The following is a 26,362-nucleotide window of genomic DNA, read 5'->3' on the forward strand; positions in this document are numbered from 1 at the left end:
CGTCCGCCCTCACGCACCCCGGCTTCGTACCGTCATCCGCTCCAGCGCGACATACGCGATCAGAGCGACGATTAGGCCGGTGACCGCGTCGGAGAACTGGGGCGCGTACCAGTGCACGAGCCCTCCGGCGGCCGCTCCGGCAGCCCACGCGGCGAACGCCGTGAGACGTACCGCCGCCTCGGCGCGCCCGTCGAGGCGGCGGCGCAGGAGCACCTGGTCGGCGATCAGTACGCCGCCGAGCGGTGGGACGAACACGCTGAGGACGACCAGCCAGTCGAGGAAGTGGTCCCACACGCCGGCCAGGGCGGCGACCGTGCCGACGGCCCCCAGGACGAGCGTCATCACCCGCATCCTCGTACGGGTCAGATGCGACCAGCTGAGAGCCCCGTTGTAGAGGCAGTGGCTGCACACGGAGCCGAGGTTGACGAAGACGAACACCGCGGCCAGTACGTCGAGGGCGATGCCGTGACCGCCGGTGAGGATCGGGAGGAAGTTGCCGCCGACCGTGCCGGCCGAGGCGACGGCGCCGGCCGCGACGACGATGCCTCCGGTGATCTGGGCCACCAGACTCGCCACGGGGAACGCGGTGGCCGTCGCGATGACGGCCTGTCTGCCGTTCCTGGACCAGCGGGTGAAGTCGGCCGTCATCGTTCCGGAGTCCGCGAAGGTCGCCATGATGAGGGAGACGGCGGCACCGAAGGTGAGGGCGCTGTTCCCGCCCACGCCCCGGTAGTCGAGGACGGTCGCGAGGTCATGGTCCCGGGAGACGATCACCAGGGCTATCAGGCCGACGAGGATGAACAGCGGGGCGGCGACCGCGCCCAGCCACGACAGGGCGCGGATGCCGAGGAACGTGATCGCGACGAAGGCGATCCCGGCGACGGCGGCGACGAGTTGTTCGTGCCAGCCGAACGCCTGGTGCAGGGTGGCGCCCGTGGCGCCGGTGTTGAAGGCGAACCACCCGACGACGACCGTCGCGAGGAATCCTGAGGCGACGACGTAGCCGACCCTCCCGAAGGTCTTGGTCGCCTGGAGGGAGAAGCTCTCGCCGGTGCTGCCCGCCCGGTGACTGAGCAGACCGACGTAGACCAGCATCACCAGGTTCGCGGCGACGATGGCGGCGAGACCGCGCCAGAAGCCCATGAGCGCGACGACGATCCCGCCGGGGACGGCGTTGGTGAGGATCATGGGGAATCCGAACCACACGGCCGACACGGTGAGAAGGGACTTGCGACTCTCCGTCGGAACGGGAGTGTGCTCGTACTCCGGGTCCAGCTCGAGCCCCGCGTGGGCGGTGTCCGCAGTGACGGGATCGCGTCTGTTCATCGTGGCCTCCGTGGGTGGGCCGGCGCGCCGTCAGGCGACCGTGCGGACCAGGGCGATGGCGGCCTGCTCGAAGACCGCGGCGGGTGGGTGGGTGATCCCGGCGCCGATCATCCCGATGCCCGCCTCCTTGTGGGCGATGGCCGTGTTGATGACCGGCAGGATCCCCGTGGCGAGGACCTTGCGGACGTCGATGCCGGTGGGGATGCCCTGGAAACCCAGGGCGGGGATGGTGACGTTCGGGTTCTGCGCCGTCGTGATCTCGCCCATGTCCCGGGTGAAGGCGACGGCCTCCTGCACCGTTCCGCCGACGAGCGCGACGATGGCGGGTGCGGTCGCCATCGCGAAACCGCCGAAGCCGTACGTCTCACTGATCGCGCTGTCACCGATGTCCAGACCGGCGTCCTCGGGCTTGAAGCCGGCGAACATCGGCCCGACGACGGGCTGGGCCGGGCCCGTGAGCCACTGGTTACCGGGCAGGCCGCTGACACGGAGGCCGAACTCGACGCCGTTGCGGGCCATCGTGGTCACGATCGTCGAGCCCGCGATGCCGTGTGCGGCGTCCATGGCCGCCTTGGCCATCGCAAGCCAGGTGGGACCGGAGAAGTAGTCCGAGCTTGCGATGAAGTCGAAGACTTCCTTCTTCTGCTCGGTGGTGAAGCCCGTCTGCAGCAGGGCGGGAGTCAGGGCCTGCGCGAGGAGCAGGGTGCCCGCGATGTTGCGGTTGTGGCACTCGTCGCCCATGTGCAGTGCCTGGGAGAGCAGGAGGCGCAGGTCGACGGGGCCGCCGATCTCCATGGCCTCCTTGAGCATCGGGCCGAGGACGTCCCGCATCCAGATCAGGCGCTCGATGACGCTCTCGTCGTTCGCCCCCATGCGCAGGATCTTCGCCATCTGCTCGGAGAGGTTGGTGAAGGCGGTGTTGCCATGGGTCTCGTTGCGGACGACGTGCATGTACATCGACGCGGAGGTGACACCGGCCATCGAACCGACGCAGTCGTGTTCGTGGCACGGCGAGAAGGTGATCTCGCCGGAGGCCGCGAGGCGTTCGGCCTCGTCGAGGTCGCGCGCCAGGCCCTCGAACACGAGGGCTCCGGTGACGGCTCCCTTCATGGCGCCCGCCATCCGGTCCCAGGTGATCGGCGGCCCGGCGTGCAGGATCGTCGTCGGCGTCATCCCGGGCACCACGTCGAGGGCACGGCCGAAGCCGACCAGCATCGGCCGGGCGCCGACGATGCGGTCGACGGCCTCGGCATTGGCCGCCTCGGTCCGCTCGGCGACGCGCGGGTCCTCCAGCGCGTCGAGAGCCGCGAGGACCGCGGGGCTGCCGCCGCCGGGCGGAGCCCAGCCGAGGGTCGTGACCTGTGCGCCCTGGGCGGTGATGTCCCGCTCGAACATGGCCGGTCCGACGTTGATGACGCTGAGGTCGCTGGTGAAGAGGCTGGTGGCCTGAGTGCTCATGCGCGGTGTGCCTTCCGGGCGGTCTCACGGGCGAAGTGGCCGGTCTCGGTGCTGCTGCGGGTGACGGTGACCCCGGCGGCCTCCAGGGCCGCGATCTGCTCGGCGAGGCCCGGGGTGTCGAGGTCGGTGCCCAGGACGTAGCCCACGATCTCCAGGTGACGGCCCGCGTCGGAGGCGATCTTCCGGGCCTGCGCGATGGCGGGGAGCGTGACCCCGACCGGGTCCTCGTGAGCTCCGAATCCGAGGACGAAGTCCATGACGACGAGGGCGACTTGGGGGTCCTCGGCCTCCTGGAGCAGGCGTGCGAGACGCAGCGACGGGTCGATCATCGGGTGCGGGCGGCCGTTGGTGAAGTCGTCGTCGCCGAAGTCGAGGAAGGTGTGCCCGACGCTGGGACTGCCGGCCGTCAGGCGGCGATCGGGGTCCTTCTGGATGTTGCTCCACACGTTGTCGCTGACTTCGAGCAGCGCGTACATCGACTCGTCGCACAGGGTCCCGCCGCAGAACAGGCCGCGCACGTAGCGCTGTTCAGGCGCGAGTCGGGCACATGCCTCGTCCACCTGCTTGGCAGCCGGCTCCTCGACGGCCGCGTGAGCGTCGACCCCGAGACGGACCGCCTGGAGCGCCGCGTCCTGGGTGCTCGCGGCGAAGTGTCCGCCGGCCGCGGTCACTGCCTCCTCGGACCCGCCGACGAAGTACACGACCACGGGCTTGCCCGCTTCCGCGATCTCGGCCAGCACCTTGTCCCGCACCGCAGAGGCGGGCGGCTTGGACACGAGCACGATCACACCGGTCCCGGGATCGGCGGCAAGTGCCCGGATCCCGTCGATCATCATGATGCCGCCGACCTGCTCACTCAGATCGCGGCCGCCCGTGCCGATGAGCTGCGAGATGCCCGCGCCCAGCGCGTGGATACGGACACTGACCTCCTGCGCGCCCGTGCCGGATGCCGCGACGACACCGACGGTGCCGGGCCGCACGGCGTTCCCGAAGCACAGCGCGACGTTGTTGATGATGGCGGTTCCGCAGTCGGGCCCCATCATGAACAGGCCCTTGCTGTGGGCGAGTTGCTTGAGGCGGACCTCTTCCTCGATGGGGACGTTGTCGCTGAAGACCATCACGTGCAGGCCGTTCTCCAGCGCCTTGCGTGCCTCTCGGGCCGCGTACGCGCCGTTGACCGCGACAATCGCGAGGTTCGCCCCGGGTATGCCGCGCGCGGCGCTGTCCACCGTCCGGTACGTGACCGTGTCCGCACTGCTCGCACCGGGTGCCTTCTGTACGAGGAGTGCCTCGACCTCGGCGAGCAGCGCTGCCTGATCGGCTCCCTCGCCCGCCTCCACGACAATCATGAGATCCCCGGTACCCGCGGTACCGAGATCCGCCGTGAGCAGGCCGAGGCTGCTCAGCACGCCCTTGTTCATCTCGGTGCCCATGGCGATGAACGCCTGCTCCACGCCGGGCAGTTGATTCGCCCGGGTCGAGAGGGACATCAGCGACACCGAGTCGAAGTAGGTGTTCTTCTTGACGACTGCTGTGATGCTCACAGCGAACCTCGCAGTTCTTTCTCCAGGCGAAGCCCGGTCGCGAGACCGGACAAGATGTCGGTGCCGGACGTGTGGCCGATGGCCAGTACGTGTCGGACCGGCGTGCGGATGGTCTGTGCCAGGTGCGCCTCGCTTCCCCCGCAGGGGCGGGCCAGCGCGTGCAGGACGTCGAGCAGTGAGGCGCGGGCTCGTCCCGCCAGGGCCTCGTCGAGCGTGGCGACGCTCAACCGCGTGGTACGTCCGGGGTGTTCACGCAGGACGTCCTCAAGGGCGCGCGCGAACGGGCCGAGCCCGCTGCCGGGGAGCGCGGACAACAGGGCGGGCGCGGTCAGGAAGTCGTCGCCCGCGGGTGTCAGTCCCGGACCGAGTCCGAGGAGTGACAGGATGCCGCGGCGCATGCCGGCGTCGTCCCCGGACTTGATCGCGCACACGAGGAGGTCCTGCCCGTCGGCGAGTGCCCGGGTGACGGCCACCTCCATCGAGGACGCGGTGGCAGTCGGGCCGAGCATGCCGCCGCGTGAGCCGTGTGCCCGTACCAGCCGGTCGAGCGCCGAGGCTGCGGCCGCGAGGCCGACCGGGCCGAGCTCCGCGAGCGACGGAAGAATGGGATGCCATTCATCCGCACCTTCCATGCGCACGCGCAGGTGTCCGCCCGCCGCGCGGACAGTGATGACCCCCGGAGCGAACTCCACGGTCCGACCCGCCGAGACACCTCTGTCCGACCAGCTGTCCGCATCGGTGACGAGGGTCCGCGGAGCATCACCGCCGCCACGTGCCGCGAGGGCGATGAGCCTGTCATCAGGCGTCAGCACATTGACAGTCCGGTGGAAGACGCCTTCGACGACACCCTGACCGCGCAGCGCGCGCAGGTGCGTGAGCACCGCTGCGTCGCCGGAGACGGCGCGCACCTCAGTGGCCGTACGCAGAGAAGTCACTGCACCCTCCTCGCCCCCACCGTGCCCATGAGGCGTGATGGGTTCCCCTCAACGTTCACTCACTGGTATACCATTTGACAATGGGGAAGCGAACACGTCTGTGGAGGGAATCCATGCGCATCGTCGTGGCTCTCGGAGGCAACGCGCTGGCCCGTCGGGGAGAACCGATGACGGCCGACCATCTACGCGCGAACGTGAAGTCAACGTGCGAGGCGCTCGCCGGCCTCGCCCGTCAGCACGAGCTCGTCATCACGCACGGGAACGGACCCCAGGTGGGGCTCCTGGCTCTGCAGAACCTCGCCTACCAGGACGTGGCCGCGTACCCGCTGGACATCCTCGGCGCGGAGACGCAGGGCATGATCGGTTATGTCATCCAGCAGGAGCTCTCCAACGCTCTCGCGGGAGAGCGCGAGGTGGCGGCGGTCGTCACGACCACCGAGGTCGACGAGGCGGACCCGGCGTTCGAGCGTCCGACGAAGCTGATCGGTCCCCAATACTCCGCGCAGGACGCCGCTGAGGCCGCGGCCGAGTACCGGTGGACGATCGCGCGCGACGGTGCCGCGTTCCGGCGCGTGGTGCCGTCCCCCGCCCCTCGGCGCATCGTCCAGGCGCCGCTCGTGCGCATGCTCCTGGAGAACGGCCGACTCGTCGTCTGCGTCGGTGGTGGAGGTGTGCCCGTGAAGATCGACGGCAACGGCCGCCAGACAGGCATGCAGGCCGTCGTGGACAAGGACCTCGCCAGCGCGGCCCTCGCTGCCGAACTCAAGGCGGACATGCTGGTCATGCTCACGGACGGCGACTACGTCAGCGAGAACTGGGGAACCCCCGAGCAGCGGGACATCCTGACGGCATCGCCGGAGGCGCTCTCCGAGCTGGCCTTCGCCGAGGGGTCCATGAAGCCGAAGGTCGATGCCGCGGTGCGGGTCGCGAAGGCCGGTGGACGCGCGCTCATCGGCCCGCTCGAAAGGATCGACGACCTGCTGGAGCGTCGTGTGGGCACCGAGATCCGAGCCGATGTCGCGGAGGGGATCGTCTTCGCCTGAACCGACGAAGCATTTCTCTTCTATTTCTCCTTTACTTCTCCTCTTCAAGCGCCGCGACTTCTGCTTCCCTGCCCATTTTCGACCTCTCGGGAATTACGGAGAGAAGTATTTGCGCGCGCATATACACGGGTAGAACGGCGACCTGTCAGCGTGGCCGTCGCGACCGCTGCCAGCAGGAGCAGGACGAGGGGGATCCAGATGGCCGAGGCGAAGCCGTGCAGAGTGGCGGCTCGCCGGCTCCCGTGGAAGGCCGCCGCCGCGCTCGCCGCCACAGTGTTGAAGACGGCTGACCCGATGGAACCGCCCATCTGCTGTGCGGAGTTGACCGTCGCCGAGGCGATGCCGGAGTCCTGCGCGGGCACGTCGGAGGTGGCGCCGGTCATGATGGCCAGGAAGCTGCCGCCCATGCCTACGCTGAAGGTGATCAGTGCGGGGAGGACGTTCGCGGCATACGTGGAATCCGGGTCCAGGAGCGTGAGCTGGAACAGTCCGCATGCGGAGATGCACAGGCCGGCCGTCATCATCACGCGCGGCCCGAACCTGGGCAGCAGGCGGGTGCCGAGCTGGGTCGCCGTCGCGGTGGTGACGAGGCTGATGGGCAGGAAGCCCAGGCCGCTGGCCAGCGCGGACCAGTCCAGGACGGTCTGCAGGTAGTACGTGAGATAGAGCGAGACGGACAGCTGGCCTGCCATCAGCGTGCCACCGGCCAGCAGCGAGGCGACCCGGCGCCGGTCGCGCATCAGCCGTGGAGGCAGCAGCGGGGCGGCGGCCCGGGTCTGCCACCAGGCGAACGCCGTCAGCAGGACGGCTCCGGCGAGCAGCACGCCGAGTACAGCAGGAGACGTCCACCCCTGAGCCTCCGCCTGGCTGCACGCGTACACCACCGCCGTCAGACCGCCGCACCCGAGCACCGCACCCGCGATGTCGATACGGCCGGTGAGGCGCTGGGCGTGGTCACGCGGAGTCCACAGCGTGCCGAGCAGTGCGAGGAGGGCGATGGGTACGTTGACCAGCAGGCACCAGCGCCAGCCGAGCCACTGCGTGAGCAGCCCGCCCAGGACGACGCCGAGGGAGGCGCCGGCCCCGCCGAGAGCACCGAAGACGGCGATGGCCTTCCGGCGTTCGCGCAGGTCGGTGAAAGCCGTGGTCACCAGGGCGAGGGCCGAGGCCGCCAGAAGCGCGGCGAAGGCGCCCTGCACGGCACGGGCGGCGAACAGGGCTTGTGCCGTGGGGGCGGCCCCCGCCGCCGCCGAGGCGACCGCGAAACCGAGCAGGCCCGAGGCGAAGACGCGCCCCCGCCCCGCATGGTCGGCGATGCGACCGGCGAGCAGGAGCAGCCCGCCGAAGGCGACCGTGTAAGAGGTGACGACCCACGGGCGGTCGCCGTCCGCCATGCCCAACTCGGTCTGTATGGACGGCAAGGCCACGTTCACGATGGTGCTGTCCAGCAGGATCATCAGCTGGGCCAGGCCGAGGACGCACAGCGCCCACCAGCGCCGGGGATCCGGTAGCTGCTCCTGAGGGGTGCGCGGTGGCGGCGGAGAGACGGGCATGCAGATTTTGTATACCAAAACACGGTCGAACGTAAAGGTCACAGCCTTGGATCGGCCATGACCGCCGCGTTGGTATGCAGGATGACCGCCTTCGGGCGTGCGACGGGGCGAGGGTGGGCCGAGGGGGCGACGTCACGCGGAAACAATTTGCTCACGCAATCTTCACCGCGTGAGAGATGTCACGGTGGGGTGCGGAGTGGTGTCGCATAAATTCTGAGCAGTCACCTATTGACCGCCGCTACCGCCGGCCGTAATCTCCCGTTCCGAAACAAGGAAGAATTATTCCGCGATACGGAAAAGCCGGGAGTATGTCATGGCCGCCGTACACGAAAAGCCACCCACCGCTGCGGTCGACGGGGAACCCCGGACGAGCCCCGGGCTGTACAGCCCCGACCTCGCCCCCACGAAGAAGGAAGGGCGCCGCTGGGGCGCCTACAACGTCTTCACCCTCTGGGGCAACGACGTGCACAGCCTCGGCAACTACGCCTTCGCGATAGGCCTGTTCGCCCTGGGGATGAGCGTCTGGAACATCCTGGTCGCCTTCGCGATCGCGTCAGCGCTGCTGTTCCTGCTCCTGACCCTCTCGGGGTACATGGGCAACAAGACGGGTGTCCCGTTCCCCGTCATGAGCCGCATCGCGTTCGGCGTCAAGGGAGCGCAGATCCCGGCCATCGTCCGTGGTGTCGTGGCCATCGCCTGGTTCGGCATCCAGACGTACCTGGCGGCGTCAGTGCTGGGCGCGCTCGTCAAGGTGCTCTTCCCCGGGCTGAGTTCACTCGACGAGAACTCGATCCTCGGGCTCTCGACCCTGGGCTGGGCGACGTTCCTGACCCTGTGGGTCGTTCAGGTCGTCATCGTCAGCTACGGCATGGAACTCATCCGCAAGTACATGGCGTTCGCGGCACCGACGATCCTGATCACGATGTCCGCGCTGGCGATCTGGATGTTCATCCGCGCCGACGGCTCCATCGCCCTGTCGACCGGTCCCGCGCCGAGCGGCGTGGACATGTGGCGCCAGATCTTCGAGAGCGCCGCCCTCTGGGTCGTCATCTACGGCACGTTCGTGCTCAACTTCTGCGACTTCACGCGCTCCGCCAAGAGCCGCCGGGCGATCGTGCGAGGCAACCTCGTCGGCATCCCGGTGAACATGCTCTTCTTCGCCGGCATCGTGGTCGTGCTCAGCGGGGCCCAGTTCAAGCTGAACGGCGAGGTCATCACCGGGCCCGAGGACATCGTGCGCTCGATCCCCAACACGTTCCTGATGGCGGCGGCCTCACTCGCGTTCATCACCCTCACGATCGCGGTGAACCTCATGGCGAACTTCGTGGCGCCCATCTACGCCCTCGTCAACCTCTTCCCGCGCACGCTCAACTTCCGTCGCAGCGGCGTGGTGAGCGCCGTCATCGGCCTGGTCATCCTGCCGTGGAACCTCTACGACAACCCGACCGTGGTGAACTACTTCCTCGGCGGCCTCGGAGCGCTGCTCGGCCCCATCTTCGGTGTCGTCATGGCGGACTACTGGCTGGTCCGCAAGACCCGTGTGAACGTCCCCGACCTCTACACCGACGACCAGCAGGGCGACTACTTCTACCAGCGCGGGTTCCACATGAAGGCCATCGCCGCCTTCGTCCCCGCCGCGGCCGTCGCCGTCGTCATCGCGCTGGTCCCCACCTTCAAGTCCGTCTCCGGGTTCTCCTGGTTCATCGGCGCGGCCCTCTCCACCGTCGTCTACCTGGTCCTCGCCGACCGGAAGAAGCCGACCAGCGACGTCGATGGTGAGGCCATCGCGGTCGACGCCGGCTGACGACCCCGCGCCCTCCACGCTCCCCGCACCACCTGCGCACCACCCGCGTACCACCCTCGGCCCAGGCCGACCCCAGCAAGAAAGCCCAGAAATGCGCATCCTCGTAGTCAACGTCAACACCACCGCCTCGATGACCGAGAGCATCGGCGCACAGGCCGCCGCCGTCGCCTCACCGGGGACGGAGATCGTGCCCCTCACGCCACCGTTCGGGGCGGAGTCCGTGGAGGGCAACTACGAGAGCTACCTCGCGGCCGTCGCCGTGATGGAGGCGGTCCGCTCCTACCCGCACCCCTTCGACGCAGTCATCCAGGCCGGGTACGGCGAGCACGGACGGGAGGGGCTCCAGGAACTCCTTGACGTCCCGGTCGTCGACATCACGGAAGCCGCCGCGAGCACGGCGCAGTTCCTCGGGCACCGCTACTCCGTGGTCACCACGCTCGACCGGACCGTGCCGCTCATCGAGGACCGGCTCAAGCTCGCGGGTCTCGCGGACCGCTGTGCTTCGGTGCGGGCCAGTGGAATGGCCGTACTGGACCTGGAGAGCGACGAGGAAGCCGCCGTCGAGGCCATCGTGGAACAGGCGGCCCAGGCCGTCGAACGAGACAAGGCCGAGGTGATCTGCCTCGGCTGCGGCGGCATGGCCGGCCTCACGGAGCGAGTGGTCCAGCGCACAGGCGTCCCCGTGGTGGACGGCGTCGCGGCGGCCGTGACCATCGCCGAGTCCCTCGTCCGCCTCGGCCTGTCCACCTCGAAGGTACGCACGTACGCGGCGCCGCGCCCCAAGGCCGTCAAGAACTGGCCGCCGCGGGCCGCATGAGTCCCGTACCGGGTCGCTTCGCGGGGTGGCGACCGTCACCCGGATGCTGAACTACCGCTCCCGACGGGCGCTGTCGTGGTCCAGTTCCGTGCGCGCGTCGGGCAAGCGGTGTGTCATGAAGGGGCTGTGGACGTGACTCAGGGGGCAGCGGATCTCGACGCGTTCGGCGCCCGGGGCCGTGCCCCGGAGCGGCCCCTGCGCGCCACCGCCCGGATCGCGGAGCTGGAACGCCACCCGGTCCTGACCACCTCCGCCGGATCCGCCCCGCCAACCCCGGACGAAGTCGACGCGGCTCAGCCCGCTTGAACCGTCCCCCTGTGCTGTCAGCGGACGACGTCGAAGACCTGCTTCTGTAGACCGTTCGCGTACGCCTCGGACTCGACGAGCCTGAGCTTCTGGGTGTCCTTGTCCGTGTCGCTGAACAGCCGCTTGCCCGCGCCGAGCAGGAGCGGGAAGACGAGCAGGTGGTAGCGGTCGATGAGGCCGGCGTCGGAGAGGCTGCGGTTGAGGGCGGCGCTGCCGTGGATGATGATCGGGCCGCCCTCGGTCTCCTTGAGCGCGGCGACATCGTCGAGGGAGCGCAGGATCGTGGTCTCGCCCCAGTCCGCGACGAGGTCGTCCTCGGTGATGGTGGTGGAGACGACGTACTTCGGCATGGCCTTGTACTGGGCGAACTCCTCCATGCCGGGCCAGACGGGGCTGAACGCCTCGTAGCTGACGCGGCCCATCATCATGGCGGCGGCTTCCTGCTGCTCGCGCCCCTTGATCTCGAACGCCGCCGGGAGGAAGTCGACGTCCTTGAAGGTCCACCCGGAGTTCCGGTAGCCCGGCTCCCCACCTGGGGCCTCGACGACGCCGTCGAGCGAGACGAAGCTGGTGCTGATCAGAGTGCGCATCTCAAGGGCTCCTGGTGTTCTTCGTCCGGGTGGCAGGTGGCAGGTGGCAGGTGGCAGGTGGCCGTCATTCGGGCGGTGGTCGCTACGGCTACGCGCCCGCGGGTCACCCGCTATTACTGACTGGATGACTGCGGAGCTCGCCGAAAATCATCGGCGCGCACCGGGCCACTCTCCTTGCCCAGCCCAGCCCCCTGTCGCTTCAGGCGGGCGTGCTGGACATGCTCCACGGTGCCTGCGGGAGGACGTCGCCGGTCTCGAGCAGCGACTTGAGGTTCGCCAGGACGGCCGGCCATCCCTGCGAAATGCCGTTCAGCATCTCCGAGTTGGCGAGTTTCTCGTGTGTCACGGTGAGCCGGACGATGTCCTCGTGCGGCTCGACAAGGAAGGTGACGACGGAGGGCTCGCGCGGCGGCTGGGCGTCCGGGGTGTCCTCGAACGTGATGACCAGACGCGTAGGCGGCTCGGCCTCGAGTACCTGACCGACGACGTCCACGGCCCCCGATCCGTCGACGCGGCGGTGTTCCCAGGCCGAGCCCGGCTGCCAGTCGGAGACATTGGAGTGTCCCCAGTAGCGCGCAGTCAGGTCTGCGTCCGTCAGGGCCTGCCACACCTGCTCGGCGCCGGCCCGGATGTAGGTGACGTAGACGTAGGACGGTACGGATGCTGATTCGTTTTCGTTGGTCATGGCGTACTCCTCTGCCTGGTGCTTGATGGCACTGATCGCTTGCAGGCGGGGCTTGTCGAACTCGGAGATCCAGCGTTCCTCGATCTCGTGGATCGGAGCCGGATTCAGGTAGTGAAGCCGTTCGCGTCCGCGGCGGACGACGGTCACGAGGCCGGCCCTCTCCAGGATGTCGAGATGCTGGGTGGCCGACTGGCGTGCCATGTCCAGGCGCTCGCACAGCTCGCGCAAGGTCTGGCCGTTGTGCTCGCGCAGCCGGTCGAGCAGCCGCCGCCGGGTGGGGTCGGCCAGCGCTTTGAAGACCGGGTCCATCGCTGTCGCTTCGAGGCTCACCCTCCAATTATGCAGGCAATCGCCTGCATAATGCCAGCGGTCGCGAGGAGAGGGTTCGTGCATGCCTAGTGCGCCCTGGTCGTCGCCCGCGTCAGAGGTCGGCGGGTGAGGGGGCTTCGGTGGGTGTGGCGGCGGGCTCGGGGGCGGCGTGCGGACGTGCGGGAACGCCGCGCCGTCCCGCCATCCGGCACCCGAGGCAGTCCGCATGTCCATCGCGGGCGGCGCGGTCCCGGCCCCTGAGCTCAGGAGACCGCGGGCCTGGCGGCTTGCCCCGGCCCGTCAGGTGCAGGCCCCATGTGGCCAGCGCCGCCGCGGCCAGTACGCAGATCCCGAGCCAGATCCCCGGGCGCCAGCCGCAGATGCCGAGGCCGGTGATGACGGCCCCGGCTGTGGCGATGGTGAAGCCCGCCCACCCGGCGACGGTGTGCCCTTCGTCGTGCCGGTGTGAGTGGAGAGGTCCGTCCAGATGCCGCCTCTCCGGTCGCCCGCCCAGACGCCCGTCGAGCTGCCCATCCTGCTGTCCGCCCATTGGTTGAGGGCCTCCTTGGCTTTGGCTTGCTCTATTTGTTGATCGATCACTCAAGAATCGAACCTAGCATGAGTTCTTGAGCGAGCGCTCTAGAATGGCGAGCATGAGCAAGGCACGCGGGCGTCCGCGCACGTTCGACCGGGACGCGGCGCTGGAGGCGGCCATCCGGCTGTTCTGGGAGCGCGGCTTCGAGGCGACTTCTCTGGGTGAGCTGACGGTGGCGATGGGCATCCGTCCGGGCAGCCTCTACGCGGCATTCGGCGACAAAAAGGCGCTCTTCAGGGAGGCCGTCGAGGTGTACGGGCGGTCGCCGGTCGGCTCCTTCCCGGCGCGTGCGCTGGCCGAGGAGCCGACGGCTCGCCGGGCCGTGTCCCGGATCCTGCATGAGGCGGCGGCGGTCTACGCGGATCCATCGCACCCGGCGGGTTGCCTGGCCATCAGTGCGGCCACCAACGTCACCGTGCAGGACGAGGAGATCGCGAAGTTCCTGCGCGACGTGCGCAACGCGGGCCTGGCCGCCATCGAGGAACGGCTGTGCCGGGCCAAGGCGGAAGGGGAGCTGCCGGCCCGGACCGATGCGTCGGCTCTGGCGTCCTACTTCGCCACGATCGTGCAGGGGCTTTCGCAGCGCGCACGGGACGGGGCCGACGCGGACGCGCTGTCCCGGGTGGCTGAGCTGGCGATGGCCGCGTGGCCGAGCGGGGATTGACGGTCGTGCCGCTGAGGCAACGGGACATTTTCAGTGGAGAGTGCCGAATGCCCCACACTCAAGGCTGTCGAGGCCAAGACATAGATATAGGTCAGTTGCCACCCAGCTGCTCGCGCAACACCGTGCTCAGGGTGGCGGGTTCTCGCCCGATCAGGTCGGCGAGTGTCCGGTCGACCGTCGCGAATTCGCCGGCGCGGCTGGCGGTGAAGACGCCGAGCAGCTGACCGGCCGTCTCGGCGGCACGCCATGACCCACGAGCTGCTCGCGGAACGTGTCATCAGGCGTCGTGATCCTCTTGACGCTACGGCCGCCGACTTCGGTCGCGATGCCGGCGATGTCGTCGAAGGTGAGCGCCTGCGCGGCGGTGAGCGGCGGCGTCGGGCCTTCGAAGCGTCCCTCGTCGGCCAGGACGGCGGCGGCCGCGTCAGCGAGATCGGCGTGCGCGGTCCAGCTCACCGGTCCGTCCGCAGGGAGTTCGACTTCTCCCGACTCCAGCCCACGCCCCAGGAACTGCAGCGCGCTCGTGGCGTAGAAGCCATTGCGCAGCGAGGTGTACGGCACACCGCAGGTCCGCAGGAACTCCTCGGTGGCGGCGTGGTCACGGCACGGCTCGAAACGAGACGTGGGGCTCGCGCCCATGTGGCTGGTGTAGAGGATGCGTCGGGCGCCCGCCGCGACGGCGCCCTCGATGGCCGCGCGGTGTTGTCGGACCGCTTCCTCGCCCATCTTGTCGACGGACATGATGAGCACTTGAGAGGCGCCCTCGAAGGCGTGCGCGAGGCCGGCGGCGTCGTTGAAACTGCCTTGCCGAACGCGCACCCCTCGGTTCGCGAGGTCCTGCGCCTTCTGCGGGGCGCGGACGCTGACGCCGATTTGGTCCGCGGGTATGCGTGTCAGCAGGCGCTCGACGATCTGGCGCCCGAGCCGGCCGGTGGCTCCGGTCACGATGATCATGGTTCACTCCAAGGTTTGGTTCCAGTGGAATCGCATTCAGCGTATCACCGATATTATCGACGGTATCGGGCGTGCTGTATCGTTGATATATGTCACGACGTTCACGAGGTGGCCGTGACGCGGCCACTGTCGAATCCGGCGAATCCGGGACCGCACCCACGGAGCGCGAAGAGCCCCGGCAGCGGGTGATCGAGGCCGCCGCCGACCTGCTGGGGCGCGAGGGTCGTGACGCGGTCACGACGCGCGCCGTCGCCGTTGCGGCGGGTCTGCAACCCCCCGCCATCTACCGGCTGTTCGGCGACAAGGACGGACTGCTCGAAGCGGTGGCCGAGCACGGCTTCGCCAAGTTCCTCGCGAGCAAGACCGTGGTTCCTCATCCCGAGGACCCCATCGAGGACCTGCGGGCCGGCTGGGATCTGGCCGTCGAGTTCGGGCTGGACAATCCGGCGTTGTACACGCTGATGTACAGCGAGCCCGCCGCCAACTCGTCGGCCGCGTTCGAAGCGGGCATGAAGATCCTCATGGGGCGGATCCGGCGGCTGGCCGCTGCCGGATGGCTCCGGGTCGACGAGGAGCTCGCCGCCATGATCATCCATGCCACGGCGCGCGGCGCGGTCCTCACCTGGCTCTCGCTGCCCGACGACCGGCGCAATCCGGCCCTGTTGACGACGCTTCGAGAGTCCATGGTCGCCACCGTGACCAACCAGGAACCGGCCGTGCAGGCCGCGGGCCCCGCCGGTGCCGCACGCGCCCTGCGTGCAGCCCTGCCCGAACAGACGACCCTCAGCGGGGCGGAACAGCAGCTGCTGGCCGAGTGGCTGGGGCGTCTGGCCGCCGACGGCTGAGCTTCTCAATAGGCCGTGGGTGGCAATGTGCCCCGCCCCCGCTTGTGCCTGTCGCCAGGTCACCCGCACCGGACTGCACAATCGCCCCTGTCAGGACGCATGGGCGTGTGTGCGCGGCACGCGGCACCGAGGGGAACGACCGATGGACGCAGCAGAATCTCCGCACCGCAGAGTTCTCCTGGCCGGCGCACTTGCGAGCGCCACGGTCGCGCTCACGGGGTGCACACGGACCAGCGCCGTCACAGCGCCGTCAAGCACGGCGCCGTCAAGCACGGCATCGACAAGCGCAACGCCGATGCCGCCGCCGTCCACGCCCGCGGCGGCATTCACGAGACTGATGGAAGGCAACAAGCGCTGGGTGAGCGGAGACCTCCAGCACCCCGACCGGGATCCGGACCGGCGTGAGCTCGTGGCTCAACAGCAGGAACCGTACGGAGCGGTCCTTTCGTGCATCGACTCCCGCGTACCGCCTGAACTCCTCTTCGACACGGGGCTCGGCGACCTTTACGTGATGCGTACCGGCGGGGAGGCGATCGAACCGGTGGTCACCGGTTCCGTCGAGTACGGGCCCATGACGAGCGGCACCCCGCTCATCGTGGTGCTCGGCCATCAGCGCTGCGGAGCCGTCAAGGCGGCGTACGAGTCCCTGCGTGACAGCAAACCGCTGCCGGGCAACTTGCAGGCGATCGTCGAGGCTCTGAAACCGGCCTACCGGCAGGCAGTCCGCCAGGGCGGCGCCGACCCCGTCGAGACCATGGCCCGCGCCCAGGTCACCCTGACCGCGACCGATCTGCGCACCAACAACGACCTCGCCCCACTCGTGAAAAAGGGAGAGCTCGCCGTGGTCGGCGCCTACTACTCACTCGACACCGGCAAGGTGGAAGTCCTGTCCGGCGCCCCTTCCTGAACCGACGCGTGCCCCCAGGCCATCACCGACCCGCAGTCCTCGGCCACCGGACTGGAGCCGTCGGCGCTCATGGGTCCCGCTACTCCCTGGCGTCGAGGTCCGTCGCCACGAGCGCGGCCAGTTCGTCGATGGCGGCGTCCGCGCCGTCGCCTTCGGCGGTGAGCACCACGGAGTCGCCGTGCTTGACCGCGAGCGCGAGCACGGACAGCAGGCTCCGTGCGTCGACCGGGCTCTGCCCCTCACGCCCCACCGTCACCTTGACCGGCTGCTTCGCGGCGGCCTGGACGAAGACTGAGGCCGGGCGGGCGTGCAGCCCGGTGCGCGAACCGATGACGACTGTGCGCTGCGGCATGAGTTGACTCTCTTTCTGGAGGCGAAGGGCGGGAGGCCCTCCATGAATGTGGATTTGCATCTGTTTGATGTCTGAGATTCTTTGTTTTCCGGGATGCTACGGGGATGGCGCGGCGAAGTAAACAGATACGGGCATGAAGTGTGGGCTCGGGCCGCCCTCGGTCTCGTCTCGCAAGACCCGGGCGGTCTACTCCACCGGGAGGTGCCGGACGGATCGGGGAAGGGACTGAAGATGCGTCTGGTACCCGAACGGCTTCTGAAGCCGCTGAGCCGTGTCCCGAGTGGCCGTCGGCTCGTGAAACGGATGCGGCACCCGGTCGCTGTGCAGACGCTGAGGGCCACCGCCGCAGCGACGATCGCCTACGTCATCGCCTTGCACCTCAGCCGCGAACCGGTCCCTCTGACCGCACCCCTGACTGCTCTCCTGGTCGTGCAGGTGACCCTCTACGCGACCGTGAAGATGAGCATCCGCCGCATCAACGCCGTGGTCGTCGGAGTGTTCATCGCCATCGGGTTCAGCGCTTTGGTGGGGCTCACGTGGTGGAGCCTGGCGCTGATCATCCTGTCCTCCCTCACCATCGGACCCTTCGTAAGGGCGAACGAGTTCGTACCCGAGGTGGCGATCAGCGCCATGCTCGTGCTCGGCGTCACCCAAGTGGCATCGAGTGCCTGGGACCGCGTACTGGAAACCCTGATCGGAGCCCTGACCGGACTCGCCTTCAACCTCTTCTTCGCCCCGCCCCTATGGGTGGACACGGCGGGCGACGCCCTGGAGGACCTCGCCCGGCGCATGCGCCGACTGCTCCTCGATCTGAGCGACCAGCTCGACGAGGAAACCCCCTGGCCCCTGGCTGCGGAACGACTCCACGAGGCACGCCGCCTGGATCAGGACATCGCAGACGTGGACGCCTCCCTGCGGCAGGCCGAGGACAGCCTCCGGCTCAATCCGCGCGTACGGGAAGGACGGCTGCATCGCGTGGTCCTGCGGACCGGTCTCGACACACTCGAAATCTGCACCGTCGTGCTGCGCGTCATCGCCCGGACCCTCACGGACCTGGCCAAGCAGCGTGAGGCGGAGTCGCTGCTGGAGCCCGAGGTGTCGAACGCGATGCGGGATCTGCTCGGCCACGTCGCGGACGCGGTGGTCAGCTTCGCCGTGCTCGTCTCCACCGGAACCAGTTCGGAATCGGAGACGGCCGAGGGTCGCCTGGTCAGCCATCTCGCCGCCGCCGGTGCCCAGCGCGAACACGTCGCGCGGCTGCTTCTGGACACCGTCAAGGACAACCCGAGCCAGTGGCAACTGCAGGGTGCCCTGCTCACCGAGATTGACCGCATCCTCGCCGAACTCGACACGGACCACCGCACGCAGCGGCTGATGGAGGAACTGGACCGCAACGCTCAACAACTGCACGAACGCTTCCCGGCACTCGCCGACGTGCAGAAATGGGCGCGCAGGCGCCGGCCTCGCGTACGCAGAAACCGCGCATGACGGAAGGGTGTGACGGGCGTGCGTGACGGACGCGCGTGACAGGGAGGAGATGCGGGCTAGTTGCCCGTGAGTGCGGTCCTGAGTTCGTCCAGCGATTCCCTGAGGAACTGCGACATCTCGCGTTCCTCGGCCGTGCCGATCCACCGCTCGAAGCCCACCTTGAAGACGGCGACCCCCGCCTCGGCGGTCAGGCTCGCGGCCGGCTCCGCCACGCCGCGTCGGCGCAGGGTGTCGGCGAGCGCCGCCGACATCGAGGCGAGCTTGATGAGCTCGCGCTCCCGGAGTTCCGCGTTCGCCATGATCACGGCCTGTCGCTGCCGCGCGAAGTCGCGGCGGTCGGCGAAGAACCCGGCGACGGTGTCGAGGCCCACGGCCACCGCGTCGATCGGCGCCGCGGACTTCGGAACGTCGGCGACCGCTTGCACGAGCGCCTCCTCCAGCTGGCTGGAGCCGGCGAACAGGACCTCGCGCTTGTCCGCGTAGTGCCGGAAGAAGGTGCGCTCCGTGAGTCCGGCCCGTTTGGCGATCTCCGCCACGGTCGTCTGCTCGAACCCGCGCTCGCTGTAGAGCGCCAACGCCGCGTTCGCCAGACGTCCACGCGCGTTCGGCTCCCATCTACCCATGCGCAGATCCTACGTGATGACAGTGAATGACATCAGGTGTAGCGTTGATGACAGGCACTGACATCACCAGGGCCGCACTTGCCATCGACTCTTTGGGGTTTCTTCATGCGCATCTTCATGACCGGCGCTTCCGGCTGGATCGGCTCCGCCGTCGTTCCCGAGCTCATCGACGCGGGGCACGAGGTCGTAGGGCTGGCCCGCTCCGACGCCTCCGCGGCCGCGCTCACTGCCGCAGGGGCGGAGGTCGTCCGCGGCACGGTCGACGACCTGGACGTGCTCCGTGACGCGGCCGCCGCGTCGGACGGGGTGATTCACCTCGCCTTCAAGCACGACATCGCGTTCAGCGGCGACTTCCAGGGGGCCGCCGAGGCGGATCGCCGCGCCGTCGACACCATCGGCTCCGCGCTCGCCGGCACCGACCGGCCCTTCGTCATCGCCTCCGGCGTGGCCGGCCTCGCACCCGGGCGGGTGTCGACCGAGCGGGACATGGCCGCGGTCGACGGTTCGCCGATCTCCATCCGCGTGGCCACGGCCGATGCGGTGCTCGCACTCGCCTCACAGGGCGTGCGCTCGTGCGTGGTGCGGCTCTCTCCCACCTGCCACGGCGATGGGGACAACGGCTTCATGGCGTCGCTGGTCGCCACTGCCCGCGCCAAGGGCGTCTCCGGCTACATCGGCGACGGCGCCAACCGCTGGCCGGCCGTCCACCGCCTCGACGCCGCCCATCTGTTCCGCCTCGCGGTCGAAAAGGCACCTGCCGGATCGGTGCTGCACGGCGTCGCGGAGGAGGGGGTCGCGATCCGTGACGTCGCCGAAGTGATCGGCCGTCACCTCGACGTGCCGGTGGCCTCCGTGGCTCCCGAGGACGCCCCCGAGCACTTCACCTGGCTCAGCGCCTTCGTCGGGATCGACGCCCCGGCGTCGAACACGCTGACCCGCGAAATGCTGGCCTGGGAGCCGACCCGCCCCGGTCTCCTCGACGACCTCGACAAGGGGCATTACTTCCAGGCGCCGACGACGACCGCCTGACCTGGGCACGCATCCCGAGGCCCTTATGCCCCTCATGTGCCTTGCGGAGTAGGTCAGTTGGCCAGCAAGCGGATTTCGTCGTGGATTCGTTCGGCGAGCGGTTGTGCCAGCTGGCGATGGTTGCCGTCGGTGATGGTGGTGACGACCGACGTGCTGCCGTGATGGGTGACGGTGACTGCGAGCGGGTGGCCGGGGCCGAGTGGCGGGATGGCTGCCATCGCGGTGAGTCTCGCCGGCCCCAGGGTCAGTTCGCCGGCGTGTGTGGACACGCTGCTGCAGAGGAGAGAGAAGTAGCGAGGTGAGTCGACGTAGCGGCTCGCCGCGTTGCTCAGAGGGGTGATTTTGTGCGGTCGCGATGAGACCACCGCGGCCTGGGCGCGAGCCCTGGCTCCGATCGCGCCGCGCCGGATGAAGGAGTCGACGGCGGCGAGCCTCAGTCGCGCGTCCCGCTGCAGGGGGAGTGGCACCCGGACGGTGGCGTAATGGTTGCCGAGGAGAGCTGATTCCTCGTGGGTGCGTACGTCGACGGGGACCAGGGCGCAGATGCCGGGGAAGGTCGGCAGGAGGTGCCCGGTGAGGCCCGTCGTTCGGAGGGCTCCGGCGGTGGCGGTGAGGAAGACCGCGTTGGTGGAGGCCCGTTCGGCGGACGCGGCGGGGCTCAATGCGGCGCGGGCGGCGTCGAATTCCTTGCGCGGTACCTGGCGGAAGGACAAGACACGGTGAGAGTCCACGGGGCCGTGAAAGGGCAGTGGGCGGGCCTTGGGGAGCAAGTCGCCCAGAATCCAGCCGAGTTGACGGGCTCGGGAGGGTGCGTCCGCTGTCGCAGTGCCACCGGCTCGCGGAGGGTGCAGTGTGGCGGCTTCGTCGAACAGGGCGCGGAGCACTGTGGCGATCGACCCGCCGTCAAGCAGCGCGTGGTGGGCGCGGAACAGGAGAACGAAGCCTCCTGCGGTGGGGATGAGGTGCAGCTGCCAGGGAGGGCGGCGCTGATCGAGTGGCGCGGTGAACAGTGCTGCGAGGTGTGCGTCGGGTCCGGTCGTGGCGACGTCGGGGCTTTCGACGATGTGGTGATCGGCCTCGAAGTGTGGGCCGGTCGACCACAGCGGCCAGCTGTCGGCGGTGGGATGGACCGGGCTCGGCAGCTGTCGTAGCCGCCGGTAGTGCGCGAGACGGTCACCGGCCAGGCGGCGAAGGGCTGTCAACGTGGGTGGGGGGCCCTCGACCCAGGCGAGCAGCGCGGCGGTCATGTTGGAGCCGCCCGTGCTCTGTTGGCGGTGCAACCAGGCGTCCAGCGGTGGCATGGCGATGGTGGGGCTCGCGTTGTTGTGTTCTGATGCGGCCGACGAGGTGGCGAGATGTGATGGCGGGGCGGGCTGCGTCATAGAGGGTCCTCAAGCCAATGATGGTGGGTGTCCTGCTCCGTTCGGTGCGTTCCGCGAGCGACAGGGCGGAGCACGCGCCGGACGGCAGGGATCAGCCGAGCGCGGCGACCGCGCGTGCCACGGCCCCCGCCCCGTCCTCCTGCGCCAGCCGTACGGCCGCTGCCGCGGCGTTCCGCGACAGCGCGCGGTCCTGGGTCGCCCGGGTGAGCGCGTCGGTCAGCCGTGCGGCGGTCAGTTCGGTGCACGGCAGTGCTTCCGCGCTCACCCCGAGCTGGACGAGGCGGGCGGCCCACCAAGGCTGGTCGGTCATGACCGGGACAGGTACCGCCGGAACACCCGCCCGAAGACCGGCCGCGGTGGTGCCGGCGCCCGCGTGGTGGACCACCGCCGCCGTCTGCGGCATCAGCCAGCTGTGCGGGATCTCGCCGACGGTGATGACGTCGTCGTCGACCACCGACAGACCGGCCCAGCCCGACTGGACGACCCCACGCAGTCCCGCGCGCCGCAGAGCCTGCGCTGCGATCCCGCCGAGCTCCTCCGGGTCGCCGGGCATCATGCTTCCGAATCCGATGAGTACCGGGGGTGGTCCGGCGGCCAGGAAGTCCCTGACGAGGGTGGGTGGTTGCCAGTGCGGACACTCGTGCGGCCACCAGTAGCCGGACACGTGCAGCCCTGGCCGCCAGTCCGTCGGACGGGGTACGACCCAAGGGCTGTAGCCGTGCCAGACCGGCCACTGGTTGCGCTCGCGGATGCCGCGCAGGCGATGGGCGCTGCGGTGGTCGACACCGAGGCGGGTGTGGACGGCGCGCATGGCCGTGCGGTACAGAGTGTCGAAGACAGTGTTCGCGGCGTGGCCCCGCAGGCGGTTGGTGCGGCCCGGGCCGTGCCAGGCCATCGTGCACGGGGCGAACTCGGCTGTGGGCACGTCGGGTTGAAGGAAGACACCCATGGTGGGAATGCGGTGGTAGCGCGCGACGGCCGCGCCGATCGGGGCCGCGATGGTCGACAGCAGGATGAGGTCGGCCTTCGGATCCACTGCGGTGAGGATGGCGTCCACCAACGAGAGCATGGCCTGTTCGGTCGTCCGGACCAGTGACCGTAGGGACTTGAGGCCCTGGAACTGGAGCGAACGAGGGGCCCTTGATGGAAGCGCCGCACCGGTGGCACGGCTGTGGGCACCGATCAGCGCCTCAAAGGGGTCGGCTTCGAGCGGTGCCATGCGAAGTCCACAACAAGCCACCATCGGGGCGAACTTGGCGTGGGTGACGATCTCGACGGCGTGCCCCTCGGACAACAGCCGGTGTGCGAGGCCGGTGTACGGGGCGACTGAGCCGGTCGAACCCACCGTGATGACCTGGATGCGCATCGAGTGCGGGTCCCCTTTCAACCGGAGTCGAGCGGCCCGCAGTTCCGGACAAGCCGTTGGACTGCCGCGACTCACGCTTTCCCATACGCCACCAACGAGCACGCGGACCGAGAGTCACATGATCAAGGACTGCCCGGGTCTCAGCGTGCTGGGCACGCCTGGGACGTCCGCTCGACTCCGCGGCAGTACGCGAGCTCTTCCAACGGCTCGCCCGCCAGGAAGTGTGTGATCAGATCGGCCAGTTCGACCGGCCGCTCCAGCGGAAGCATGTGGTCGGCGTCCGCCACCTGCGTGAACCAGCTGTCGGTGCACGTGGCGGCGAGGTCCCGGCACAGGTCCGGAGTGGTGAACGTGTCGTGCTCCCCGGTGGCGACCAGCACCGGCATCGCGGGCGGCCGGTTCGTGTCGAGCATCTCGTGCCTGAGCAGACGCATCGTGTTGGCGAGGTGCTTCGCGACATCCTCCTCGCTCAGGTTGAGCATCCGGCGCATCAGGAAGCGGCGAACCCGCGACCCTGCGGTGACGGAGTCGATCCGGTCGGCGTTGACCATGAACGCGACCGTCTCCTCGGCGAACTCCTCCATGCGCCGGTCCACCAGCAGGTCAAGGGTCCGGCGCATGGCGACCCGTGCGTGCCCGGGAATGGACGTCATGGTGCCCACCATGACCATTCTCTGGACCAGTTCGGGCCGCCGCTGCGCGAGGCGGTAGACGATCGCCGTGCCGTACGAGCCGCCCACGAGATTGACGCAGGTCAGCCCCGACTCGTCGAGCATGTGGCCCAGTGCGTCCGCGAGGAAGTCCGCACCATGCCGGTCGGGCAGGACGTTCCCCGCGCCCCATCCCGGCAGGTCTACGGTGAACACGTCCACGTGCGCGAGCAGTTCACGTTCCAGGCGCCCCCAACTCTCCTTGGTCTGGAACGCACCGCCGACCAGCACCAAGGGCGCGATACGCGGGGCGGCCGCCCGCACCATCCGCGACTCGCAGCGGTATCCCTCCCACTCGTGGCGGGATACGAGAGCGGATCGGGTGCGGGTGCTGGGGACGGCGAGCGCCGGCGGCATCAGAGACACGGGATCTCAACCCCCGTTCCGTGCACCAGATCCCGCGGCGGGCCGCCTGGGTACTGCCGCCACGTGGTCGATCCGGCCCAGGTCCCGATAAATCCGCACATTGACATGCCATCAAGATATCGTTCCGAATGGAATGTCCAGTTCCATTCGCTGGATAGTGGTCGAGCCGAGGCACACCAACTCTGCAAGCTCGCAGACTTGTTCCCACGACGCTCGCGTTCTGTGCCAACGCAGGGGACTTGCACACGGTTACGGCGGCCGCGGAGCAGGAGTGGGAGCCGAGTTGGTGCCTTTGTTCATCCCTAGGAGTGAATTAGGGGCGCCCGTGACCTGACCGTTCCGGGGTCTCCCTCCCTCAGGTGCGCTCGCGCACCGCGTCCAGGCGCTCGCGCACCCAGGCGTCCACGTCGTTGACGTGCCGGTTGGCCGCGGTGAAGGCGGCGAGGCTGTCGTGGGCGCGCAGGGCGCGGTAGATGTCCATGTGCTGCTCGTGGGTCCAGGCGTGCACGTCGGATTTGACCAGGGCCCGCCAGATGCGGGCCCTCGCCGTCTGCTGGGTGACCGAGGAGAGCAGCGACTCGAGCGTGCGGTTCCCGGTCGCGGCGACGATGTCGGCGTGGAACGCGAGGTCTTCGCGGACCAGTTCCTCCGGGTCGGTCAGCGTGCGCATGTGCTCGATGCGCTGCTGGAGACCATCGAGGGTGGCCGCGTCGATCCGGGTCGCCGCGAGCGCGGTGGCGCCCGGCTCGATGACCTTGCGGCACTCCAGCATCTCGTCGAGGCCGGTGTCGTTGGCGAGATCGAGGAAGCTGCCGATGGCGCGCAGCAGCCGGTCCGGCCGCAGATCCGTGACGAACGTGCCGTCACCCCTCCGTACGTCCAGGACCCCGGCCATCGCGAGGGCGCGTACGGCCTCGCGGAGAGAGGGGCGGGACAGCTCCAGTTCGTTCGCGAGCGCGGTCTCCGGGGGAAGTCGCTGACCCGGCGCGAACTCGCCCGATTCGATGCGCTTCTTGAGGCGGCTGATCGCTACGTCGACGACACTGTGCGCGCCCCCGCCGGAACTGTCCGCATCTCTCTTGGCTGTCATGGGGTCAGGATCCCATCCGGTCGGCCTCGGCCCAGACCGGACCGGTGGGGTAGCGGTAGGTCTCCAGCGTCTCGCGGCGGATCTGCGCGCTGTAGCCGGGAGCCTCGGGCACCAGGTAGCGCGAGCCACGGATGCGGACGGGGTCGTGGAAGTGCTCGTGGAGGTGGTCCACGTACTCCACGACGCGGTCTTCCATCGAGCCGCTGACGGCCACGTAGTCGAAGATCGACAGGTGCTGCACCAGCTCGCACAGGCCGACTCCGCCCGCGTGCGGGCAGACCGGCACCTCGTGCGCGGCGGCGAGCAGCAGCGCGGCGACCGCCTCGTTCACGCCGCCGAGCCGGCAGGCGTCGATCTGGCAGATGCCGATCGCCTTGCTCTGGAGGAACTGTTTGAACATCACGGCGTTGTGGGCGTGTTCGCCGGTGGCCACGTGGATCGGCGCGATGCGCTGCGCGATGGCTGCGTGGCCCAGGATGTCGTCCGGGCTGGTCGGCTCCTCGAACCACCAGATGTTGAACTCCGCGAGCGCGTCCGCCCAGGCGATCGCCTCCTCGACGCCGAGGGTCTGGTTGGCGTCGATCATCAGCCTGCGGTCGGGGCCGATGATCTCGCGGGCGATGCGGCAGCGGCGGATGTCGTCCTTGAGGTCGGCGCCGACCTTGAGCTTGACCGCGTCCCAGCCCTGCGCGACGGCCTCCTTGCACAGCCGGGCGAGCTTGGCGTCGTCGTAACCGAGCCAGCCCGCGCTCGTCGTGTACGCGGGGTAGCCGTGCCGGCGCACATACGCCTCCCGCTCGGCGCGGCCCGGCACCCGGGACTCGAGCATGTCGAGCGCGGCCTGCGGAGTCAGCGCGTCCTTGAGGTAGCGCCAGTCCACCAGGTCCACCAGCTGCTGCGGCGAGAAGTCGGAGAGCAGCTTCCATACCGGCTTGCCGGCCTGCTTGGCGGCCAGATCCCAGGCGGCGTTGACGACGGCGGCCGTGCCGAGATGGATGGCTCCCTTGTCGGGGCCCAGCCAGCGGAGCTGACTGTCACCGAGCAGATGACGGGAGAATCCGCCCAGGTCGCTGACGATTTCGGCGACGGAGAGACCTATGGCCCGCTCGCCGATCGCCCGTGCGGCCTGAACGGCGAGGTCGTTGCCGCGGCCGATGGTGAAGGTGAAGCCGTGCCCCTCGGCCACGTCCGTGAGCTTGTCGCCGCCGACCACGCGCAGCACCACGTACGCGGCCGAGTAGTCCGGCGAGTCGTTCATCGCGTCGGAGCCGTCGAGCTCCTGTGAAGTGGGGAAGCGGACGTCGATCGTTTCGACATCGACGATACGAGCAGTCATCGGCGGTCACTCCTGTGTGTTCCGGCGGATTGATGGCCAAGATGTCAGATGTCTGCTGCGCTCGCCAGATGTTTCGCTTAGATCATCTAGTTAGTTCCCAGGTATTGCCCGTCAGTTGGGCCATCGCTACGGTCCAGTGGTCAGATGTCTACGGCGCCCCCAGGCCAGACATCTGACAGCCAGCCGCAGCCCCTACGCGAGTCAGCGTGGACCGCAGGGAGGTCCGATGAACACGGTGCCCACCGTGGAAAGCGTGCGCCGGAAGGTGTCCCGGCGCTTGCTCCC

24 protein-coding genes and 1 pseudogene are annotated in these 26,362 nt (G+C 69.0%); 9 read left to right on the forward strand and 16 right to left on the reverse strand.

Features of this window, described 5'->3' with window-relative positions; translation table 11 throughout:
- Window positions 1–9: 9 nt before the first annotated feature.
- From AC07EJ_RS02935 to AC07EJ_RS02950, 4 genes are read right to left on the reverse strand one after another with little or no spacing between them, the layout of a single operon-like run.
- Complete coding sequence (locus tag AC07EJ_RS02935) at window positions 10–1,326, reverse strand: cytosine permease (protein WP_389481839.1); 1,317 nt, start codon at window positions 1,324–1,326, stop codon at window positions 10–12.
- Between the two features lie 30 nt (window positions 1,327–1,356).
- A complete protein-coding gene (locus AC07EJ_RS02940; protein ID WP_389481842.1) occupies window positions 1,357–2,784 on the reverse strand; it encodes a YlbE family protein in 1,428 nt (475 codons plus the stop codon).
- A complete protein-coding gene (gene fdrA, locus AC07EJ_RS02945) occupies window positions 2,781–4,328 on the reverse strand; it encodes an acyl-CoA synthetase FdrA (protein ID WP_478883612.1) in 1,548 nt (515 codons plus the stop codon). Before fdrA ends, AC07EJ_RS02940 begins: the two co-directional genes overlap by 4 nt.
- The gene (locus tag AC07EJ_RS02950; RefSeq protein WP_393584051.1) at window positions 4,325–5,263 is read right to left on the reverse strand and encodes an oxamate carbamoyltransferase subunit AllH family protein; all 939 of its coding nucleotides are present in this window, start codon (window positions 5,261–5,263) and stop codon (window positions 4,325–4,327) included. Before AC07EJ_RS02950 ends, fdrA begins: the two co-directional genes overlap by 4 nt.
- A 113-nt stretch (window positions 5,264–5,376) precedes the next feature.
- Between AC07EJ_RS02950 and arcC the strand changes: the two genes are divergently transcribed.
- Window positions 5,377–6,306 (forward strand): carbamate kinase, encoded by a 930-nt coding sequence (gene arcC / locus AC07EJ_RS02955; protein WP_478883613.1) that lies wholly within the window; start codon window positions 5,377–5,379, stop codon window positions 6,304–6,306.
- A 44-nt stretch (window positions 6,307–6,350) separates the two neighbouring features.
- On the opposite strand, the gene AC07EJ_RS02960 is transcribed toward arcC, so the two are convergent.
- Window positions 6,351–7,859, reverse strand: coding sequence for an MFS transporter (locus tag AC07EJ_RS02960; protein WP_478883614.1), 1,509 nt, complete (start codon window positions 7,857–7,859; stop codon window positions 6,351–6,353).
- Window positions 7,860–8,172: 313 nt separating this feature from the next.
- On the opposite strand from AC07EJ_RS02960, the gene AC07EJ_RS02965 reads away from it, so the two are divergent.
- The 3 genes from AC07EJ_RS02965 (at window position 8,173) to AC07EJ_RS02975 (ending at window position 10,786) form a co-directional block, all read left to right on the forward strand.
- Window positions 8,173–9,663 (forward strand): NCS1 family nucleobase:cation symporter-1, encoded by a 1,491-nt coding sequence (locus tag AC07EJ_RS02965; RefSeq protein ID WP_478883615.1) that lies wholly within the window; start codon window positions 8,173–8,175, stop codon window positions 9,661–9,663.
- Between the two features lie 91 nt (window positions 9,664–9,754).
- Complete coding sequence (locus AC07EJ_RS02970) at window positions 9,755–10,480, forward strand: aspartate/glutamate racemase family protein (protein ID WP_389481855.1); 726 nt, start codon at window positions 9,755–9,757, stop codon at window positions 10,478–10,480.
- A 132-nt stretch (window positions 10,481–10,612) separates the two neighbouring features.
- Window positions 10,613–10,786: a hypothetical protein gene (locus AC07EJ_RS02975; RefSeq protein WP_389481856.1), complete on the forward strand. Its 174-nt coding sequence runs from the start codon at window positions 10,613–10,615 to the stop codon at window positions 10,784–10,786.
- 17 nt (window positions 10,787–10,803) lie between these two features.
- Here the strand turns inward: AC07EJ_RS02975 and AC07EJ_RS02980 are convergent, their stop codons facing one another.
- The 3 genes from AC07EJ_RS02980 to AC07EJ_RS02990 form a co-directional block, all read right to left on the reverse strand.
- Window positions 10,804–11,376 (reverse strand): dihydrofolate reductase family protein, encoded by a 573-nt coding sequence (locus tag AC07EJ_RS02980; RefSeq protein ID WP_478883616.1) that lies wholly within the window; start codon window positions 11,374–11,376, stop codon window positions 10,804–10,806.
- A gap of 199 nt (window positions 11,377–11,575) precedes the next feature.
- The gene (locus tag AC07EJ_RS02985; protein WP_389481926.1) at window positions 11,576–12,370 is read right to left on the reverse strand and encodes an ArsR/SmtB family transcription factor; all 795 of its coding nucleotides are present in this window, start codon (window positions 12,368–12,370) and stop codon (window positions 11,576–11,578) included.
- Between the two features lie 112 nt (window positions 12,371–12,482).
- Window positions 12,483–12,920, reverse strand: coding sequence for an HGxxPAAW family protein (locus tag AC07EJ_RS02990; protein WP_478883617.1), 438 nt, complete (start codon window positions 12,918–12,920; stop codon window positions 12,483–12,485).
- A 103-nt stretch (window positions 12,921–13,023) separates the two neighbouring features.
- Here AC07EJ_RS02990 and AC07EJ_RS02995 point away from each other — a divergent pair, with 103 nt between their 5' ends.
- Window positions 13,024–13,629, forward strand: coding sequence for a TetR/AcrR family transcriptional regulator (locus tag AC07EJ_RS02995; protein WP_389481861.1), 606 nt, complete (start codon window positions 13,024–13,026; stop codon window positions 13,627–13,629).
- Window positions 13,630–13,720: 91 nt separating this feature from the next.
- Here the strand turns inward: AC07EJ_RS02995 and AC07EJ_RS03000 are convergent.
- A pseudogene (locus AC07EJ_RS03000) lies at window positions 13,721–14,583 on the reverse strand (NmrA family NAD(P)-binding protein).
- A gap of 89 nt (window positions 14,584–14,672) precedes the next feature.
- Here AC07EJ_RS03000 and AC07EJ_RS03005 point away from each other — a divergent pair.
- Window positions 14,673–15,428 (forward strand): TetR/AcrR family transcriptional regulator, encoded by a 756-nt coding sequence (locus AC07EJ_RS03005; RefSeq protein WP_389481866.1) that lies wholly within the window; start codon window positions 14,673–14,675, stop codon window positions 15,426–15,428.
- Between the two features lie 337 nt (window positions 15,429–15,765).
- Entirely contained in the window at window positions 15,766–16,335 is a 570-nt protein-coding gene (locus AC07EJ_RS03010) for a carbonic anhydrase (RefSeq protein ID WP_389481869.1), read from the forward strand.
- A gap of 79 nt (window positions 16,336–16,414) precedes the next feature.
- Here AC07EJ_RS03010 and AC07EJ_RS03015 read toward each other — a convergent pair whose 3' ends face one another.
- A complete protein-coding gene (locus tag AC07EJ_RS03015) occupies window positions 16,415–16,687 on the reverse strand; it encodes an HPr family phosphocarrier protein (RefSeq protein ID WP_362909423.1) in 273 nt (90 codons plus the stop codon).
- 231 nt (window positions 16,688–16,918) lie between these two features.
- Here AC07EJ_RS03015 and AC07EJ_RS03020 point away from each other — a divergent pair, with 231 nt between their 5' ends.
- On the forward strand, window positions 16,919–18,175 hold the full coding sequence (locus AC07EJ_RS03020) for an FUSC family protein (protein WP_389481872.1): 1,257 nt from the start codon (window positions 16,919–16,921) through the stop codon (window positions 18,173–18,175).
- 56 nt (window positions 18,176–18,231) lie between these two features.
- Here AC07EJ_RS03020 and AC07EJ_RS03025 read toward each other — a convergent pair whose 3' ends face one another.
- Entirely contained in the window at window positions 18,232–18,798 is a 567-nt protein-coding gene (locus tag AC07EJ_RS03025) for a TetR family transcriptional regulator (protein ID WP_389481874.1), read from the reverse strand.
- Window positions 18,799–18,903: 105 nt separating this feature from the next.
- Here AC07EJ_RS03025 and AC07EJ_RS03030 point away from each other — a divergent pair, with 105 nt between their 5' ends.
- Complete coding sequence (locus tag AC07EJ_RS03030) at window positions 18,904–19,827, forward strand: SDR family oxidoreductase (protein ID WP_389481876.1); 924 nt, start codon at window positions 18,904–18,906, stop codon at window positions 19,825–19,827.
- Window positions 19,828–19,880: 53 nt separating this feature from the next.
- On the opposite strand, the gene AC07EJ_RS03035 is transcribed toward AC07EJ_RS03030, so the two are convergent.
- The 5 genes from AC07EJ_RS03035 to AC07EJ_RS03055 form a co-directional block, all read right to left on the reverse strand.
- Window positions 19,881–21,209 (reverse strand): wax ester/triacylglycerol synthase domain-containing protein, encoded by a 1,329-nt coding sequence (locus AC07EJ_RS03035; protein ID WP_478883618.1) that lies wholly within the window; start codon window positions 21,207–21,209, stop codon window positions 19,881–19,883.
- 91 nt (window positions 21,210–21,300) lie between these two features.
- The gene (locus tag AC07EJ_RS03040; RefSeq protein ID WP_478883619.1) at window positions 21,301–22,575 is read right to left on the reverse strand and encodes a glycosyltransferase; all 1,275 of its coding nucleotides are present in this window, start codon (window positions 22,573–22,575) and stop codon (window positions 21,301–21,303) included.
- Between the two features lie 140 nt (window positions 22,576–22,715).
- Window positions 22,716–23,642, reverse strand: coding sequence for an alpha/beta fold hydrolase (locus AC07EJ_RS03045; RefSeq protein WP_389481928.1), 927 nt, complete (start codon window positions 23,640–23,642; stop codon window positions 22,716–22,718).
- A gap of 364 nt (window positions 23,643–24,006) precedes the next feature.
- Window positions 24,007–24,741: a FadR/GntR family transcriptional regulator gene (locus AC07EJ_RS03050; RefSeq protein WP_389481882.1), complete on the reverse strand. Its 735-nt coding sequence runs from the start codon at window positions 24,739–24,741 to the stop codon at window positions 24,007–24,009.
- 4 nt (window positions 24,742–24,745) lie between these two features.
- Window positions 24,746–26,077, reverse strand: a complete 1,332-nt coding sequence (locus AC07EJ_RS03055; protein WP_389481884.1) for an enolase C-terminal domain-like protein — start codon at window positions 26,075–26,077, stop codon at window positions 24,746–24,748.
- Window positions 26,078–26,362 lie beyond the last annotated feature (285 nt).

This window comes from Streptomyces sp. NPDC045026, assembly GCF_056432625.1.

Bases quoted from the DNA above. Each gene is read 5' to 3' on its own strand.
- AC07EJ_RS02935 (WP_389481839.1), bottom strand. From the start codon at position 1,326: ATGAACAGACGCGATCCCGTCACTGCGGACACCGCCCACGCGGGGCTC.
- AC07EJ_RS02940 (WP_389481842.1), bottom strand. From the start codon at position 2,784: ATGAGCACTCAGGCCACCAGCCTCTTCACCAGCGACCTCAGCGTCATC.
- arcC (WP_478883613.1), top strand. From the start codon at position 5,377: ATGCGCATCGTCGTGGCTCTCGGAGGCAACGCGCTGGCCCGTCGGGGA.
- AC07EJ_RS02960 (WP_478883614.1), bottom strand. From the start codon at position 7,859: ATGCCCGTCTCTCCGCCGCCACCGCGCACCCCTCAGGAGCAGCTACCG.
- AC07EJ_RS02965 (WP_478883615.1), top strand. From the start codon at position 8,173: ATGGCCGCCGTACACGAAAAGCCACCCACCGCTGCGGTCGACGGGGAA.
- AC07EJ_RS02970 (WP_389481855.1), top strand. From the start codon at position 9,755: ATGCGCATCCTCGTAGTCAACGTCAACACCACCGCCTCGATGACCGAG.
- AC07EJ_RS02980 (WP_478883616.1), bottom strand. From the start codon at position 11,376: ATGCGCACTCTGATCAGCACCAGCTTCGTCTCGCTCGACGGCGTCGTC.
- AC07EJ_RS02985 (WP_389481926.1), bottom strand. From the start codon at position 12,370: ATGGACCCGGTCTTCAAAGCGCTGGCCGACCCCACCCGGCGGCGGCTG.
- AC07EJ_RS02990 (WP_478883617.1), bottom strand. From the start codon at position 12,920: ATGGGCGGACAGCAGGATGGGCAGCTCGACGGGCGTCTGGGCGGGCGA.
- AC07EJ_RS02995 (WP_389481861.1), top strand. From the start codon at position 13,024: ATGAGCAAGGCACGCGGGCGTCCGCGCACGTTCGACCGGGACGCGGCG.
- AC07EJ_RS03005 (WP_389481866.1), top strand. From the start codon at position 14,673: ATGTCACGACGTTCACGAGGTGGCCGTGACGCGGCCACTGTCGAATCC.
- AC07EJ_RS03010 (WP_389481869.1), top strand. From the start codon at position 15,766: ATGGAAGGCAACAAGCGCTGGGTGAGCGGAGACCTCCAGCACCCCGAC.
- AC07EJ_RS03015 (WP_362909423.1), bottom strand. From the start codon at position 16,687: ATGCCGCAGCGCACAGTCGTCATCGGTTCGCGCACCGGGCTGCACGCC.
- AC07EJ_RS03020 (WP_389481872.1), top strand. From the start codon at position 16,919: ATGCGTCTGGTACCCGAACGGCTTCTGAAGCCGCTGAGCCGTGTCCCG.
- AC07EJ_RS03025 (WP_389481874.1), bottom strand. From the start codon at position 18,798: ATGGGTAGATGGGAGCCGAACGCGCGTGGACGTCTGGCGAACGCGGCG.
- AC07EJ_RS03030 (WP_389481876.1), top strand. From the start codon at position 18,904: ATGCGCATCTTCATGACCGGCGCTTCCGGCTGGATCGGCTCCGCCGTC.
- AC07EJ_RS03035 (WP_478883618.1), bottom strand. From the start codon at position 21,209: ATGACGCAGCCCGCCCCGCCATCACATCTCGCCACCTCGTCGGCCGCA.
- AC07EJ_RS03040 (WP_478883619.1), bottom strand. From the start codon at position 22,575: ATGCGCATCCAGGTCATCACGGTGGGTTCGACCGGCTCAGTCGCCCCG.
- AC07EJ_RS03045 (WP_389481928.1), bottom strand. From the start codon at position 23,642: ATGCCGCCGGCGCTCGCCGTCCCCAGCACCCGCACCCGATCCGCTCTC.
- AC07EJ_RS03050 (WP_389481882.1), bottom strand. From the start codon at position 24,741: ATGACAGCCAAGAGAGATGCGGACAGTTCCGGCGGGGGCGCGCACAGT.
- AC07EJ_RS03055 (WP_389481884.1), bottom strand. From the start codon at position 26,077: ATGACTGCTCGTATCGTCGATGTCGAAACGATCGACGTCCGCTTCCCC.